The organism is Actinomyces succiniciruminis (genome assembly GCF_900002405.1).
Lineage (GTDB): Bacteria > Actinomycetota > Actinomycetes > Actinomycetales > Actinomycetaceae > Actinomyces > Actinomyces succiniciruminis.
On record NZ_LK995523.1, the window covers coordinates 23,596 to 39,377 of the forward strand.

Consider the following 15,782-nt stretch of genomic DNA (forward strand, 5'->3'; position numbering starts at 1 on the left):
CGCAGGCAGGCTGCCAGAACCCTTCCGGCGCGGCTGAGGGCACCACCGCCGGTCAGACCGAGCAGCTGGGCCTCGGCGAGCACGGCGGCCACCGCGCCCTCGGGCAGGGGCCGGCGCGGCCGGGCGAAGGTGAGGGCGGAGTGCACCCAGTCGGCGTCGACGGAGGTTCCGGTGGGTAGGGAGTCGAGCAGGGCGAGGATGCGACGGCGCAGCCGGCCCGCCCAGGCGGCCTCGACGTCGGCGCCCAGGACGGGCCGCAGAGCGCCGTCGTCGGCGCGGGTGCCGACCAGCCAGGGGGTGCGGGCCGAGCCGGCCCAGGCGGCGGCGAGCGCAGCCCACTGCTCGGGTAGTTCGGCGTCCAGCCAGGCGGGGACCGTGTCCGCGGGCACCCACGCGGCGCCGGACTCGTCCAGGCCGAGGAGTTCGGCACCGGCGGCGAGTTCTATGACGCTGGCGGCCACGGCGCGCTCCAGGCCGAGGGCGGCGGCGGTTCGGTCCAGTGCCCGCACGCCCACTCCACCGGTGCGCAGAATCTGGCCGCCCTCGCGCCCCCATTCGGTCAGCAGCTCGCGGGTCAGGCGCACCATCTCCTCCGCGTGACTGACCGACTCGGAGGCGACCGCATCTGCGGACAACACCTCCAGGGTGTCGGTGGCAGGGGGCGCGAGCGGCTCACGGGTCAGGCGGCCACCGCGCAGGGCGAGGCCGACCTCGCGCGGCAGGACGAAGCGCGTGCGTCCGGCGGCGTCCGCGGTGCGTTCGAGCCAGCCGCGCTCGACCAGCTCGGCCGTGCCGGCGGAGCTGCGGCCGGGGCTGAGGGTGCCGACCGGGGGACCCCAGGTCAACGCCTTCAGCACGCCAATGCCGGGGACGGGCTCGGCGGCCTGTTCCAGGGTGGACAGCGGGGGTGGGAGCTGCTCGGCGGCGGGCGGGTCGGCGGCGGCGGGGCCGAGTCCGAAGGGGTGGGGACCGAAGGTGTCGACCAGCCCAGGGACGGGGCCGGTGTCAATGACCAACGCCAGGCGGGTAAGCACGCCCAGGCGGCCGGCGACGTCGTCGGCGCTGAGCCCCAGGGAGGGCGCCAGGGTGGCGGGGTCTACGGAGCGCAGGGCGACGGTGGCCTCGGCGACGGCAACGGTGACGGCATCCAGGTCGCGCAGGGCGGCGTCCACGCTGGTGCGGGCGCCGGCGCGCACGGCCAGGGCGGTGAAAGAGGCGGAGGGTGGAGCGACCAGGTCGGGGCGTGCGAGTAGAAGCGCGGCGACGTCGCGGTCGGGCAGGGCCGTCAGGTGCGCGGCCAGCTGTTCGACGGTGGTGCCAGGTGCGGGCTCAGGCCGCCCGGTGCCCGGATGCTGGGTGCTCATCCGCGTAAATCTACCGCAGGCGCCGCTCCGCTGGCGGTGAAGGCGTAGCCTGGGTCACGGCGGGCGGCGGTCCACGGCTGCGATACTCCCGCCCATGTCAGATTCCGGCTACTCCCCCACCCTGCCCGACGGCCCCCTGATCGTCCAGAGTGACAAGACCGTCCTGCTGGAGGTCGCCCACCCCGACGCCCCCGACGCCCGCCGCGCCATCGCGCCCTTCGCCGAGCTCGAGCGCGCCCCCGAACACATTCACACCTACCGGATCACGCCGCTGGCCCTGTGGAATGCGCGCGCCGCCGGCCTGGATGCGGAGACGGTGGTCCACGTGCTCATCACCTACTCGCGCTTCCCGGTGCCGCACGCCCTGCTGACCGAGATCGCCGAGACCATGGGGCGCTACGGCCGGCTGCAGCTGGTGACCGACCCGGCGCACGGGCTGGTACTGCACGCCACCGACGCCCCCGTCCTGGCGGAGGTGATGCGCTCCAAGCGCACCAAGGGACTGCTGGGTACGCGCCTGGGCGATGCGGACGTGGTGGTGCACCCCTCCGAGCGCGGGCACCTCAAGCAGGAGCTGATCAAGCTGGGTTGGCCGGCCGAGGACCTGGCCGGCTATGTCGACGGCGAGGCGCACCCGATCGCGCTGCGGGACTCGGCGGCGGATGTGGCCGCGGGGGTCGAGGGCGCCTTCGCGCTGCGCCCCTACCAGGCCCAGGCGGTGGACGCCTTCTGGGCGGGAGGCTCCGGCGTCGTCGTACTGCCGTGCGGGGCCGGCAAGACCCTGGTGGGGGCGGCCGCCATGGCCCGCTCCTCCACCACCACCCTGATCCTGGTGACTAACGCCGTTTCGGCGCGGCAGTGGAAGCAGGAACTGCTGCGCTTCACCTCCCTTACCGAGGACGAGATCGGCGAATACTCGGGCTCACGCAAGGAGATCCGGCCGGTCACGATCGCCACCTACCAGGTGCTGACCACCAGGCGGAAGGGCGTCTACCCGCACCTGGATCTGTTGGACGCCCGCGACTGGGGGCTGATCGTCTACGACGAGGTCCATCTGCTGCCCGCCCCGATCTTCCGCATGACGGCGGACCTGCAGGCCCGCCGTCGGCTGGGGCTGACCGCCACGCTGGTGCGTGAGGACGGGCGGGAGGACGAGGTGTTCTCGCTCATCGGCCCCAAGCGCTACGACGCCCCGTGGAAGGACCTGGAGCACCAGGGGTGGATCGCCCCGGCCGTGTGCACGGAGGTGCGACTCACCCTGGACGCCGGGGAGCGGATGGCCTATGCCACCGCCGAGGCCGACGAGCGCTACCGGCTGGCCGCCTCCACGCCGGCGAAGCTGCGCATCGTGGACTCCCTGCTGGCCCGGCACCCCGGGGAGTCGGCGCTGGTGATCGGCCAGTACGTGGACCAACTGGAGGAGCTGGCCGAGCACCTGGGGGCGCCGCTGATCACCGGAGCGACGACGGTGCGTGAGCGCCAGCGCCTGTATGAGGCCTTCCGCTCCGGGGAGGTGAGCACACTGGTGGTCTCCAAGGTCGCCAACTTCTCCATCGACCTGCCCGGCGCCTCGGTGGCCGTGCAGGTGTCCGGCTCCTTCGGCTCGCGGCAGGAGGAGGCGCAGCGGCTGGGACGGATCGTGCGCCCCAAGGACGACGGGCGGCAGGCACACTTCTACACGGTGGTCGCCCGCGACACGGTGGACCAGGAGTTCGCCGCGCACCGGCAGCGCTTCCTGGCAGAACAGGGCTACGCCTACGAGGTGGTCGACGCCGAGGACCTGGAGGGGCTTCAGGCCTCCAAGTAGCGGCCGCCGGCGCGGTGGGCACGCCGGGCGCGGGCCTGCCGCGCCAGCACGCGGGCGAGCGCACGCCCGAATGCCTGGACCACGGGCTCGGCCCGCTCCGCGTCGGCGCGCACGCGTCGCCCGGCGGCCAGCGCCTCGGCAGGAAGATCGACGTCGGAGAGATGTTTAAGCTCCTCCACGTCGGCAACCGCGCCCAGCTTCCACGCGGTTATGCGCGACTCCACCCGCTCCATCCGCACCGGCGTGGACTCCGGGTGGTGCTGGAGCGCCAGGAGGCGGCCGGCGCGCCAGGCCTGCACCGGCGCGCCCGCGGAGGACGCCAGCAGTGTGGCCGTCGCGGGCAGGCTCACGACGCCGTCATCGTGGGAGACGAGCACCGGCAGCCGGGTGCCGTCGTGAGTGGAGATGCCTGCGCGCACGGCCGCGCGGACGGCCTCGTCGACGATCTCGGAGAAGAGGGGGTCGGCGGCGGCCGCATCCGTCAGCTCCAGGTCGACGACGCCGCGCTCGGTTCCGTAGGGAGAGGGCGCGGCGGTGGTGCCGCCGATCGCTTCGGCGGCGATCTGGGCGCCGAGGCAGATGGCGACGGCGGGCACCCGCGTCTCGACGACGCCGTGCAGGAGGTCACGCAACGGGGTGATCCAGGGGTGGTCGGCCTCGGCGTGGGCGCTCATGGGGCCGCCGAGCACCACCAGGGCGTCCCCGAGTTCCTCCAGTGCCGGCAGGGGGTCTCCGGCCTCGGGGCGCACCATGCGCACGGTGAGGCCTTCCGCGGCCAGCCATTCGCGCAGGCGGCCGATGGGCGCCTGCGGCTCGGGCTCGATCACCGTGACGATCGGGGCGGTGGACGTGGGGGCGGCGGCTAGAGCCGCGGCGTCGGCAGGGACGGTGGCGTCGGTCATGGGGACAATTGAAGCCGCGAGCACGGTCCGCGCAAGCCCGACGTCGCAGCTGTGAGCCGGAAGACGCACGGTCGCACTCCCCACCCCGCCCCGCCCCGCCCAATCACCGAGGTCGGCTGATCTTACGTGCCGAGGTCGGCTGATCTTACGTGCCGAGGTCGGCTGTTGTTACGTGCTGAGGTCAGTCGGTATGGCGTGCCGGGGGCGAAACCGCTTGCCGCCGCGCCTGCAAGCGGGGACGATGTCCCCGATGCGATCAAATGACCGCCCGTCCACGGGCGCCACTGCCTCCGCCGGCACCTATCGTTCTTGCAGGACCCGCAGGCCCGCGGCCTCCTTGCGCACGCCCGCGGCACACCGCGCCGTCCGGCTCGTACTCGGCGCCGTGCTGCTCGCCGGCGCAGCCGGAACCACGGCGACGGCGATCGCCGCTCCATATGCCGGGCCGCATGCCTTCGCCGCGGCCTCCGGTGACACCGGTGGTGCCGCAAACACCGCGGTAGCACCGGCCGAGGTGTCAACCCGCATTGCCGACCACGTCACGGACGACGCCGGCGTCCTCGACGACGACGCGGCGCAGGCGGCCGTAGACAAGCTGGCCGAGGACGGCATCGGCCTGTGGATCGTCACCATGAGTGATGAGTCCCAGACCGCCGAGCAGTACGCCGCCAAGGCCTGGGAGGCCTCCGGGTTCGACACCACCGACCTGCTGCTGGTGATCAACCTGCCCGCCGACGGCGCCAACAGCTTCGCCTTCGGCGGCTCCGCCTACGACTCCGTCTGGTCCGACTCCAAACTCGACTCCGTACGCGGCGACATCCAACAAGCCCTGAGGAACGGCGACTACGACGCCGCGGTTACCGCCATCGCGGACGCCGCCGGCTCCGGCTCGGGCGGCTCGGGCACCGCCCTGGTCCTGGGCCTCGGCGCCGTCTCGGCGGGCACTATCGGCATCGCCGCCTACAATCGCAGCCGCAAGCGGAAGAGCGGCACCGGCAAGGCCGTCCAGCCCGCCGAACCCCTGGAGGCGTTGCGCACCCGCGCCGGCGCCACCCTGGTCAGCACCGACGACGCCGTGCGCTCCGCGGCCGAGGAGCTGTCCTACGCGCAGGCCCAGTTCGGACTGTCCGCCACCGATGACTTCACCGCCGCCCTGACCGCCGCCCAGGAGCAGGTGGCGCTGGCCTTCGAGCTGCGCGGCCAGCTGGATGACGCCACCGGGGATGAGACCCGCCAGCGGCAGCTCTGCCAGGAGATTCTGTCCCGCTGCAACGAGGCCACCGCCGCCATCCAGGCGCAGGAGGCGGCCTTCAAGGAACGGCGCGGCATCGAGGAGAACCTGCCGCGCTCCATCACCGAGACCGCCCAGCGCGCCGACGAGGCCGAGCAGGCCATTACCGCGGCCGACACGCTGCTGGTCACCCTCCACGCCACCTACCCCGACAGCGCACTCACCTCCATCTCGGAGGCGCCCGCGCGCGCCCACAAACTGGTAGAGGCGGGCCGGGCTGCGCTGGACCAGGCCCGGGCCAGCATGGACGCCGGCAATCAGTCCACCGCCGTCGAGCAGGTGCGCATCGCCCAGGCCTCAATCGCCCAGGCGGGCGAGCTGGCCGGGCAGGTGAGCGGCGTGCGCGAGCGGCTGGAGCGGGCCGACGCCGACTTGGAGGCGGCGATCGCCTCGATCTCTGCCGACCTGGTGGATGCCCAGCGGCTGGCGGGGCAGGTGCCCGCGGCGTCGTTGCAGCCGCTGGTGGCCGACGCCGAGGCGGCCGTGGCCGAGGGCCGCGCCGCTTCGAATCCCGACGGCGACCCGCTGGCCGCACTTGACCACCTGGCCCGAGCCGAGTCGGCGCTCGACGCCGCCCTGGCGCCGGCACGCCAGCAGGAGGAGAACGACTCGCGTGCCCGCGCCTCCCTGGTCTCTCGCCTGGGGCGGCTCAACTCACAGATCTCCGCGGTGACCTCCTACATCACCAGCTATCGCGGCGCCGTCGGCTCCCCCGCACGCACCGCCCTGGCGGAGGCCTCCCGGCACGCGGCGGCCGCCACCTCCCTGCAGAACACCGACCCGACGGCGGCCCTGGCCGAGGTCACCTCCGGGGAATCGCTGGTGGCACAGGCGCAGGCGCAGGCGGAGGCCGACGTGCGCCGATCCGGCTCCTGGGGCTCCGGATCGGGCGCTTCCTCCAGCTCTGGCGGCATCGACCTGGGTTCACTCGTGCTCGGCGGCATCCTCCTGGGCGGCAACCGGAACTACGGCGGCTGGGGCGGCGGCCCGCGCCCGCCACAGCCACCACGGGGTGGCGGCTTCGGTGGCCCGCGGGGAGGATCCTTCGGCGGCGGCCACCGCGGGGGCGGCTTCGGTGGCGGAGGCGGCGGCTTCGGCGGCGGTCGCGGGGGCGGCTTCGGTGGCGGCGGCGGCCGTTTCTGAATCAGCTGGTCGCGTCGCCTCGGGGCTACGCCGCACGCCGGTGCACCCCACCGTGGGCGGACCACAGACAGACCGGATGGGGAATCGTCGCCGACAAAACCGGTGATTATCCGGCCATCGGGCGAGCTTTCCTGGGAGTATGTCCCGGTGACGGCGCCGGCAGGCCCGCACCGCGGCCGCCGCGCCTATGGCACAGCCCGTTCACAAAGTGGGCACATACAGTCCGCAAGGGCATCCATATCCATACCATTCGCTCCCCGCCCGTCGGGCGAGCACGACGAAGGGAAACCACATGGCTGAGAAGCAGTCGATCCTGGGGCGCATCGCCCAGCTCACCCGCGCCAACATCAACGCCCTCATCGATCGCGCCGAGGACCCGGAGAAGATGCTCGACCAGCTGGTGCGCGACTACCGGGCCTCCATCGCCGAGGCGCGCGACGCCGTCGCCCAGACGATCGGCAACCTGCGGTTGGCGGAGAAGGACCACGACGCGGACGTCGCCGAGGCCAAGGACTGGGGCAACAAGGCGCTGGCCGCCTCCCGCAAGGCCGATGAGCTGCGTGCCGGCGGGGACGCCGCCGGGGCCGACAAGTGGGACTCCCTGGCGAAGATCGCGCTGACCAAGCAGATCGCTGCTGAGAACGAGGCCAAGCAGGCCGAGCCGATGATCGCCTCCCAGCAGCAGGTCGTCGACCAGCTCAAGACCGGTCTGCAGCAGATGGAGGCCAAGCTCGGTGAGCTGCAGACCAAGCGCGACCAGCTGGTCGCCCGGCAGAAGAACGCCGAGGCCCAGGTAAAGGTGCAGGGCGCCATCCGCTCCATCAACATCATGGACCCCACCAGCGAGCTGTCCCGCTACGAGGACCAGGTGCGCCGCGTCGAGGCGCAGGCCGCCGGTCAGATGGAGATCGCGGGGGCCTCGCTGGAGGCACAGTTCGCCGAGCTGGAGTCCTCCGACCAGCAGTTGGAGGCCGAGGCGCGTCTGGCGGCCCTCAAGGCCGGCGGCAACGCCGCCCTGCCCGGCGCCTCCGCCCCCCCGCAGATCACCGACGGGGATGTCGACGCCGCCTTCGAGGCGCTCAAGGCCGAGAGCGCGCAGGGCGCAGAGGACGCGCAGGACGCCGAGACCGACGACGACGCCTCCTCGTACTGAGCCCGTGCCGGCGAGGCCGTCTGACCGCCTACCGGCTCGCACGTCGGCGCCCGTCCCATCCGTGGGCGGGCGCCGACGCGGCATCGGTCACCCGGCTGCAGCTGACGCCGGGTCGCCATGGTCACGCTGCCAGCGCAATCGCTCCTGCGAAGCGCTCCATGCTCGTGACTTGCGTCGGGCCGTGCCTTAGTTTTGCCCTATGCCGAATCTGCGCATCGACACCGCCCGCGGCATCAATCTCGCCGCGACGATGCACCTGCCCGACGGCGCCGCCCCCTTCGACCCCGATGCCTTCGACGAAGAAGCCATCAATTCCGGACGTCCCGTTCCGCCGCGCGAAGAAGGCGTCGTCATCCTCGCCCACGACTTCCTCACCGACCGCCACGGCCTGGACCATCGGCTGGACGCACTTGCCGAGCAGTACCGGCGCGCCGGCCTGGCCACGCTCCAGTTCGACTTCTCCGGCCTGGGTGAGTCCGACGACGACGTGATCACCCTGGCCGGCGAGATCGAGGACCTGCAGGCCGTGTCCGCCTGGCTCGCCAACCGCGGCTACGTCCGCCAGGCCATCCACGCCAACGGCTTCGGCGCCACGGCCGCCCTGCTGGCCCGTCCCGCGCAGGTGCGCACCGCCGTCGTCGTCGGGGCCGTCGTCGGCCCGCAGTCCATCCTGTGGGAGAACGTCTTCTCCCCCGAGCAGCTCGACGAACTCGACCGGCACGGCCTGACCCGCCTGCCCGACGACAACCCGAACTCGCGCGAGTGGGACGTGCTGAGCAAGGAGACGCTCGCCGACGTCTCCCTGCAGACGCCGGAGAAGACCATGGCGGATCTGCCCTGGCCCATCCTCATGCTGCACGGCGCACTGACCGAGGAGTTCCCGGACACGGCGGAGGCGGCCACCGAGGCCTTCCCGCTCCTGCCGGAGGGCAGCCGCCTGTACCAGGTGCAGGCCGACGGCGAGGACGCCGCCCGTGAGGTCGCCCGGCTGAGCACCGAGTGGGTCACCCGCCGTTTGAGCTGACTTCCACACTCGCAGCCCCACGCGGGCCCTCCCCTGCCTTCGCCGAGGTCGGCAGGGGTTACCTGCCCGAGTCGGTCGGATCCACGAGGCGCACCCACCAGGCGCGTCGCCCCCCCGCCCACTTTTTCCGCCAAGGCACCCGCAGGCGGAAAAACTTCTGTTGGCCAGCTCACACCGCCGGCTCCGATACTCGTGCGCACGGAGGACCAAACGCATGAGCACAGCACTGACCGACCTGATCACCGATGATCACGTGATCATCCACAAGCACGTGGCGACCTGGCAACAGGCGATTGCCGCCGTCGCCCAGCCGCTTCTCGCGGACGGTGCAATCACCACCGCGTACATCGACTCAATGATCGACGCAGTTGACCGGTTCGGCCCGTACATCGTGCTCTCGCCACACCTGGTCCTCGCTCACGCCCGGCCCGAGGCGGGAGTGGTGCGTCAGGCCATGAGCGTCATGACCTTGGCGGACCCCGTCAACTTCAATCACCCGGAGAACGACCCCGTCGACATCGTCTTCTGCCTGGCGGCCGTCGACGACGACTCCCACCTCAAAGCGCTCCGAGAATTCGTCGCTATCGCCGGCGACCGCCCGAAGCAGGAACGGCTCATCGCGGCGAAAACCGTCGATGAATTTCAGCGAATCCTCCGGCAGGAGGACTGACCCGAGCTGGGGCACCCACCCCATTTCAAACGGCAAGGTCACGACACGAAGGAGTATCCCATGACCAGACCACTCGATATCTACTTCATCTGCGGTGCCGGACTCGGCAGCAGCCTGGCCTGCCAGATGGAGGCGGAAGAGGTACTCGCCGAAGCAGGCATTCGCGCCAACCTCGGACACGAGGCCATTTCTGGAATCCCGGGCGTGCGCGCGGACATCATCGTCTCCGCGGAGAACTTCAAGCCCACGATCGAGAAGTACGAGCTCGACCCCGGCATCTCATTCGTATTCCTCAAGAACATCGTTGACAAGACCGAGATCGCCGAGAAGCTCCTCCCGATCGTGCAGGAGAAGGAGGCCCGAGCATGACCGTAATCAACTGGATCATCAACAACGTCCTCACCCAGGCCGGGATCATCATCGGCTTGATCGCCATGCTCGGCCTCATCCTGCAGAAAAAGGGTGTCGGCGCCGTCGTCATGGGTACGTTCAAGACCATTCTCGGTTTCTACGTGCTCTCGGCGGGATCTGCCGTACTGGTGACCACACTGACCTACTTCGGCGTGATGTTCCAGGCGGCATTCCACACCACCGGAATCGTGCCGAGCATTGAGGCCGTCAACGGCTACGCCACCAACAACATGGGCCTGGGCGGGCAGATCGCGCTGGCGTTCCTGGGCATCTTCGTCGTCAACATCCTGCTGGCGCGCTTCACGCCGTGGAAGTACATCTTCCTCACCGGCCAGGCCCTGCTGTGGATGTCCACCATGACCGTCATCTTCGGCTACGCCGCCGGACTGCGCGGCGCCGGGCTCATTCTCGCCGCCAGCGTGGTGGGCGGCTTCTTCTGCGTCGCCATGCCCGCCCTGGCCCAGCCCATCGTGCGCCGCATCACCGGCAACGACGCGATCGCGCTGGGACACTTCTGCACCATCGGTTACCTCGTTGAGGCGGGGGTCGCCTGGCTGGTGCGCAAGCGCAACGTCGAGAAGCAGCCCTCCACGGAGGACATCAAGCTCCCCCGCTCCCTGGAGTTCCTGCAGGACACCTACATGTCCCTCGCCGTGGTCATGACTCCGCTGTTCCTCATCGTCGCGGCGGTCGCCGGACCCGAGCCGGTGGCCGAGCAGGTCGGAACCATGAACTACATGATGTACGCCTTCCTGCAGTCCATCCAGTTCGTCGTCGGCGTCTACGTGCTGATGGCCGGTGTCCGGCTGCTGCTGGGCGAGATCGTCCCCGCCTTCCGCGGCATCTCCATGAAGCTGGTGCCCGACTCCAAGCCCGCGCTGGACTGCCCGGTGCTGTTCCCCTACGCGCCCAATGCGGTGGTCATCGGCTTCATCACCACGACGATCGGCACCCTGATCGCCATGGTGGCTCTTCCGGCCGTCGGCTTCGCGGTGATCGTGCCCGGCATGCTGACGAACTTCTTCGCGGGCGGCACCGCCGGCATCTTCGGCAACACCGTGGGCGGGCGCCGCGGCGCCATCATCGGCGGCGTGGTGCACGGCCTGTTCATCACGCTGCTGCCGGCACTGCTGGTGACCACCTTCATGAACCTGGGCTTCCCCAACCTGTCCGCGACCGACGTCGATACCATAACCGCCGGCCTGCTGTTCGCCTACATCGTCCGCCCCATCATGAACGCATTCTGAGGGCGGCGAGATGAGACTATTCCGCAGAAACCGGAAGCAGGCCGAGCACCGGCCGACGGCGTCCGCCGACGCCGTCGAGACGGGCGACGCGGTTGAGACACCAGCGGCGCAAACCGCTTCCGACCAGGAGGCCCTGCGCGAACGCGCCGCCGCGCTAACCGTACAACTGGAGGAACAGGCCGATCCCGAGGCGCGGATCAAGCTCCTCAACGAGCTCGGCGGCCTCCAGCAGGAACTGGGCGACGCCACCGCCGCCATCGACAGCTACGAGGCGTCCATGGCGATTCGCGAGCAGTTCGGCCCGGCCTACAACGGCCTGCTCACGCTTTACAACGACCAGTTGAGGCAGGCCGCCAGGGCCCGCGACGACGCCGCCATCCAGCAGTGGACCGTGAAGCTCGACGAGCTGACCGCGCTGTCAAAGCGCGTCATGCGTTCGCAGTTCTAGACGAGCGCCCCTCTGCCGGGCGCACCGCCCGTAGCAATCGTTCACCCATTCAATCCCCAAAAGGAAACACCCAAATGTATATCCCCATCACCCCGATGCTCGCCGAAGCCCGGCGCGTCGGATACACCGTCGGCGCCTTCAATGCCCACAACTTAGAAATGGTCCCGGCGATGATCCGCGCCGCCCGGGATCTGGGCTCCCCGATCATCATCCAGACCTCTCCCGGCACCGCCCGCTACGTGGGCATGAAGAATCTGGTGGCGGTGTGCCGGGCCATGGCGGAGGACGAGATCGTCGACGTCGCCCTGCACCTGGACCACGCCACCGATCTGACCGATATCCGCGACGCCATCGCCGCCGGATACTCCTCGGTCATGTTCGACGGCTCCCAGCTGCCCTTCACCGAGAACGTGGCCAAGTCGCGCCGCGTGGTCGCCTTCGCCCATGAGCACGGCGTCTCCGTGGAGGCGGAGATCGGCACGATCGGGGGCACCGAGGAGGGCATCCGCAACCGGGAGGGCAAGTACACCCAGCCGGAGGAGGCCCAGCAATTCCTTGCCGAGGTCGACTGCGACGCGCTCGCCGTCAGCATCGGCACCAACCACGGCCAGTTCAAGTCGAAGACCAAGATCGACCTGGACCTGCTCGGCCGCATCAACGACGCCGTCGACGTGCCCCTGGTGGTGCACGGCGGCACCGGCGTGGACGAGGCGGACTACCCCGAACTGACCGCCAAGGGCATCCGCAAGTTCAACGTCGGCACCGAGCTGCTGGTCGGCTGGACCCGCAAGGCGCAGGAGACCTTCGGGGCCACCAAGGTCAACAGCTCGCTGCGCAACAACATCGTGCCCTGCAACGACGTCGTCGGTGAGATCGTCGCCCAGAAGATCGCGTTGTTCATGGGGCGTCGGCCCGAATGACCCCGGCGAGCTGCGAGGCGACGGTGAGTGGAGCAATCCTCGTCCTGGTCGCGGGCCTGCCCGGCACCGGTAAGAGCTACTTGTGCACGCGCATAAGGGAACGCTTCCCCGGTTGCACGCAGGTGTCCATCGACGACATCAAGGAGAAGCTGTGGGAGGAGCACGGATTCGACAACGCCGAGCAGAAGCAGGCCCTGGACCGCAGGGCACTGGAGATCTTCTTCGGTGAGATTGAAGCCGCGTTGAGCCGTGACGCTCACAGTGGCGACACGAGTGACGACACCAAACGTCCGCTGGTGCTGTCCGACTACCCGTTCAGCATTAAGCAGCTGCCGACGCTGCGGGCACTGTGCGAGCGCTACGGCGCCACCGCGTTGACAATCCGCCTGACCGCCGACCTGGAGGTGCTGTTTGAACGGCAGCAGCGGCGGGACCTGGATCCCTCGCGGCATCTGGGCCACATCGTCGACCGGTACCACCGCGGCGACTCGCTCCCGGATCGCAGCAAGGCCGGCGGTCTGCTGAGCCGTGAGGAGTTCTACCGGCGCTGCACCACGCGCGGCTATGACACCTTCCGGCTCGGCGAGCTGTTGGAGGTGGATGCCACGGATCTGGACGCCGTTGATCACGAGGCGATCCTCGACTGGATCGCCGCGCGGAGCTGAGCCGTCATGACGAGTTTCGAGGATCTGCTGCAGATCCTCTCCGAGGAGCCACGGCCGTTCTCCTCCGGCGAGCTGGCGGCGCGGCTGGCGGTATCCACGCGCACGATCCGCAACTACGTGACCGCCGCCAATGAGCGCTACGGGCGGGTCATCACCGCGTCGCACTCAGGTTACCGCCTGGACGCATGCGCCTTGGAACGGGCACGGATGCGGCCGGCGCCGGCCGGGTCTCGGGATGATGGTCCCGAGGCCCGGCTGGCACATATCCTGCGCGTATTGGTCGCCGCCCAGGGGCCGGTGAGCGTGTTCGAACTGGCGGAGCAGCTGCACGTCTCCGACTCCACAATCGAGGCCGACCTGGGCAAGGCCAGGCCGCTGGTGGCCCAGTTCGGTCTGCGTCTGACACGCGACCACGAGCGACTGTCGCTTAAGGGGGAGGAGGCGGCACAGCGCCGTCTCATGCGGCGCATCCTCACCGGGGCCGCCGTGCGCCGACGCCAGTTCATCGACGTCGCAGAAGTCGCCCACCGGCTTCGGGAGCCAGAACTGCTGGGCTTCAAGAAGCAGCTGCGCGAAGTGCTGGACGACTTTCAGTTGTCCATCAACGAGTGGACCGCCGACGAGCTAGTCGCTCACATCGCCATCATGGTCGACCGGGTGCGGCATGGGCGCTCCGTTCACGATTCGCAGCTGCCCCCGGACGACGCGCTCGCCCCGGTGTCTCGCGCGGTGAGCGAACTCGTGGCGAAAGTATTCGGGGTGCAGGTTCCGGAACGGGAGGTCGCCTACCTGGCGCTCCTGCTGCTGACCAAGGCCGCCCCCGCCTATCCGGAGGAGACTTCCAACCCGGAGGTCAGGGCCTTCCTCGACGAGCACTATCTGGCCATGGTCACCCGGATCGTCGCGAAGCTCAACGCGAACTACCTGGTGGACCTCGCGGACGACAGGTTCATCGCCTTCCTCGCCATGCATGTGCGTAGCCTGGTGCAGCGGGCGGCGCACCATGACTCCGCCCGCATCCCGGTGGGGCAGTCCGTGAAGAACACCCACCCGCTGGTGCACGAATTGGCGGTGTTCATCGCCCGGCAGATTCAAGTGGAGACCGGCATCCAAGTCAGTGAGGACGAGATCGGCTTCATCGCCTTCCACGTGGGCGGCCGCCTGCTCTCCATGCACGCGCAGGACGACGAGGTCGCCGTAGCCGTCGTCGTTCCCCGCTACTACGACGTCCACGTCTCCCTAATGCACGCCGTGGAGATCGCGGTGGCTGGAACCGGGCGAGTGGACCGGGTGATCACGGACGTCGACGACGTCGGGCCCGACCTGGCCGCCGACCTGATTGTGACCACAGTGCCGTTGCCGAACGCGCCCGATGTGCCGGTGATCCGCACGGGGTTGCTGCTGACGGACGCCGACCTGGAACGAATTCGAGAGATGACGGCGGATATCGCGGCCGGCCACAAGCGGTTCAAGGCAGCCGCCTGGCTGACTACGGTGATGGAGCCGGAGTTGTTCACCCGGATCCCGGGCGGACAGGACCGCGATACCGCACTGGAAAGTGCGGCGAGTCTGCTCGCCCGTGCCGGCGCCGTCGGCCCGGAGTTCCTGGATCAGGTCAAGGAGCGGGAGCGGTTGTCCACCACGGCCTTCACCTCCGGTGCCGCGATTCCGCACACGATTGAGATGACTGCGGCGCGCACTGCGATTGCCGTGTGCCTGGCCGATCGGCCCGTCGACTGGGACGGCACGCCGGTCAAACTCATCGCCATGCTGTGCCTGTCCGCGGACAGCCGCGACGCCTTCGGAGATGTGTTCGACGCGGTGATCAAGGCGCTGGTGGATCCCGCCAAGGTCGCCCGCCTGGCCGCAGCCGACTCCTACGACGCCTTCGTCGCAACCATGCTTGACGTGCTGTAACCCTGCCCACGCCACGCGCGCGTGCGGGGCATGGCGATAATCGCCCAGCTGTCACAGACTGCAGCACTTTACTTGCCCGGACGCGAGTCACCAAGCGCAAATCCGTGAAATCATGCGCTTCTCTCGACCGAGTTCCCGGCCTGTCCCAGTAAAACTGCTGCAATCTGTGACAGCTGCGAGCACCATCGGACGTTTCCGGCTCTTCGTGTTTGTGAGTGTGGTGGGTGGGGTGTCTGGGTGGTGGTTTGTGTGTGCCCCGGCGGGTGCGATGAGCGGGGATGGGATAGTTCACCGTGAATCCCGGCGGACAGCGGTGAATCGCGGCGGATATCGGCGGATCGTGCGTGACGGATCGGGTGCTTGCGTGAGGGTTCGTGTGTTCGGGTCGACGGTTCGTGCCTTCGCCCGACGGTTCGTACGCTCTGGTCGACGATTCGGCACATCCGATGACGGTTCGTGGGGTAGGTGTACGTACCGTCGTGGTTCATGCCGAATCGTTGGTGCTATCTGACGAACCGTCACCGGAACACACGAACCGTCCGCCCCCGTGACGCCGGCTCCCATGACGCCGCACCATGACGGCCCACGTGCCAGAGCCCTCCGATGCCGCACTCGGCAGTCCGCCTGGTCCGCGCCCGTCGGTGTGGGCCGGGCTTCAGGTACGGGGGCCTGGCCCCTCGTGCCCCCGGGGTTGGTGGGGCCCGTGTTCTTCGGCAGGCTGTGCTTCCGTGAGATGGCCGTCATGTCGATTTACGACCTTGGGGTGCGATTCACGACCTGTGATGTCTCAGGACATCGGTGACAGTTCTGCCTCAGGACA

12 protein-coding genes and 1 pseudogene are annotated in these 15,782 nt (G+C 69.5%); 11 read left to right on the forward strand and 2 right to left on the reverse strand.

Features of this window, described 5'->3' with window-relative positions; genetic code table 11:
- Window positions 1–1,364, reverse strand: a pseudogene (locus BN1056_RS14785) (helicase-associated domain-containing protein); the annotation flags it as partial.
- Between the two features lie 94 nt (window positions 1,365–1,458).
- Between BN1056_RS14785 and BN1056_RS09925 the strand changes: the two are divergent.
- Window positions 1,459–3,171, forward strand: a complete 1,713-nt coding sequence (locus BN1056_RS09925; protein WP_210580812.1) for a DNA repair helicase XPB — start codon at window positions 1,459–1,461, stop codon at window positions 3,169–3,171.
- On the opposite strand, the gene BN1056_RS09930 is transcribed toward BN1056_RS09925, so the two are convergent.
- Window positions 3,156–4,073 carry a type 1 glutamine amidotransferase gene (locus BN1056_RS09930; RefSeq protein WP_210580814.1) on the reverse strand — a complete coding sequence of 306 codons (918 nt, stop codon included), beginning with the start codon at window positions 4,071–4,073 and terminating at the stop codon, window positions 3,156–3,158. The genes BN1056_RS09925 and BN1056_RS09930 overlap by 16 nt on opposite strands.
- A 337-nt stretch (window positions 4,074–4,410) precedes the next feature.
- Here BN1056_RS09930 and BN1056_RS09935 point away from each other — a divergent pair, with 337 nt between their 5' ends.
- The 10 genes from BN1056_RS09935 (at window position 4,411) to BN1056_RS09980 (ending at window position 14,962) form a co-directional block, all read left to right on the forward strand.
- Window positions 4,411–6,507 carry a TPM domain-containing protein gene (locus BN1056_RS09935; RefSeq protein WP_244671642.1) on the forward strand — a complete coding sequence of 699 codons (2,097 nt, stop codon included), beginning with the start codon at window positions 4,411–4,413 and terminating at the stop codon, window positions 6,505–6,507.
- A gap of 292 nt (window positions 6,508–6,799) precedes the next feature.
- Entirely contained in the window at window positions 6,800–7,660 is an 861-nt protein-coding gene (locus tag BN1056_RS09940; protein ID WP_210580818.1) for a PspA/IM30 family protein, read from the forward strand.
- Window positions 7,661–7,859: 199 nt separating this feature from the next.
- Window positions 7,860–8,684: an alpha/beta hydrolase family protein gene (locus BN1056_RS09945; protein WP_210580820.1), complete on the forward strand. Its 825-nt coding sequence runs from the start codon at window positions 7,860–7,862 to the stop codon at window positions 8,682–8,684.
- A 214-nt stretch (window positions 8,685–8,898) separates the two neighbouring features.
- Entirely contained in the window at window positions 8,899–9,354 is a 456-nt protein-coding gene (locus tag BN1056_RS09950; RefSeq protein WP_210580822.1) for a PTS sugar transporter subunit IIA, read from the forward strand.
- A gap of 60 nt (window positions 9,355–9,414) precedes the next feature.
- On the forward strand, window positions 9,415–9,723 hold the full coding sequence (locus BN1056_RS09955) for a PTS sugar transporter subunit IIB (RefSeq protein ID WP_210580824.1): 309 nt from the start codon (window positions 9,415–9,417) through the stop codon (window positions 9,721–9,723).
- Window positions 9,720–11,012: a PTS sugar transporter subunit IIC gene (locus BN1056_RS09960; protein WP_210580825.1), complete on the forward strand. Its 1,293-nt coding sequence runs from the start codon at window positions 9,720–9,722 to the stop codon at window positions 11,010–11,012. Before BN1056_RS09955 ends, BN1056_RS09960 begins: the two co-directional genes overlap by 4 nt.
- A gap of 10 nt (window positions 11,013–11,022) precedes the next feature.
- Window positions 11,023–11,460 (forward strand): hypothetical protein, encoded by a 438-nt coding sequence (locus tag BN1056_RS09965; RefSeq protein ID WP_210580827.1) that lies wholly within the window; start codon window positions 11,023–11,025, stop codon window positions 11,458–11,460.
- A 74-nt stretch (window positions 11,461–11,534) separates the two neighbouring features.
- Entirely contained in the window at window positions 11,535–12,380 is an 846-nt protein-coding gene (locus tag BN1056_RS09970; protein ID WP_210580829.1) for a class II fructose-bisphosphate aldolase, read from the forward strand.
- A gap of 23 nt (window positions 12,381–12,403) precedes the next feature.
- Window positions 12,404–13,045 carry a P-loop nucleotide/nucleoside kinase family protein gene (locus BN1056_RS09975; RefSeq protein ID WP_210580831.1) on the forward strand — a complete coding sequence of 214 codons (642 nt, stop codon included), beginning with the start codon at window positions 12,404–12,406 and terminating at the stop codon, window positions 13,043–13,045.
- A 6-nt stretch (window positions 13,046–13,051) separates the two neighbouring features.
- Window positions 13,052–14,962, forward strand: coding sequence for a BglG family transcription antiterminator (locus BN1056_RS09980; protein WP_210580833.1), 1,911 nt, complete (start codon window positions 13,052–13,054; stop codon window positions 14,960–14,962).
- Window positions 14,963–15,782 lie beyond the last annotated feature (820 nt).

Bases quoted from the DNA above. Each gene is read 5' to 3' on its own strand.
- BN1056_RS09925 (WP_210580812.1), top strand. From the start codon at position 1,459: ATGTCAGATTCCGGCTACTCCCCCACCCTGCCCGACGGCCCCCTGATC.
- BN1056_RS09930 (WP_210580814.1), bottom strand. From the start codon at position 4,073: ATGACCGACGCCACCGTCCCTGCCGACGCCGCGGCTCTAGCCGCCGCC.
- BN1056_RS09940 (WP_210580818.1), top strand. From the start codon at position 6,800: ATGGCTGAGAAGCAGTCGATCCTGGGGCGCATCGCCCAGCTCACCCGC.
- BN1056_RS09945 (WP_210580820.1), top strand. From the start codon at position 7,860: ATGCCGAATCTGCGCATCGACACCGCCCGCGGCATCAATCTCGCCGCG.
- BN1056_RS09950 (WP_210580822.1), top strand. From the start codon at position 8,899: ATGAGCACAGCACTGACCGACCTGATCACCGATGATCACGTGATCATC.
- BN1056_RS09955 (WP_210580824.1), top strand. From the start codon at position 9,415: ATGACCAGACCACTCGATATCTACTTCATCTGCGGTGCCGGACTCGGC.
- BN1056_RS09960 (WP_210580825.1), top strand. From the start codon at position 9,720: ATGACCGTAATCAACTGGATCATCAACAACGTCCTCACCCAGGCCGGG.
- BN1056_RS09965 (WP_210580827.1), top strand. From the start codon at position 11,023: ATGAGACTATTCCGCAGAAACCGGAAGCAGGCCGAGCACCGGCCGACG.
- BN1056_RS09970 (WP_210580829.1), top strand. From the start codon at position 11,535: ATGTATATCCCCATCACCCCGATGCTCGCCGAAGCCCGGCGCGTCGGA.
- BN1056_RS09980 (WP_210580833.1), top strand. From the start codon at position 13,052: ATGACGAGTTTCGAGGATCTGCTGCAGATCCTCTCCGAGGAGCCACGG.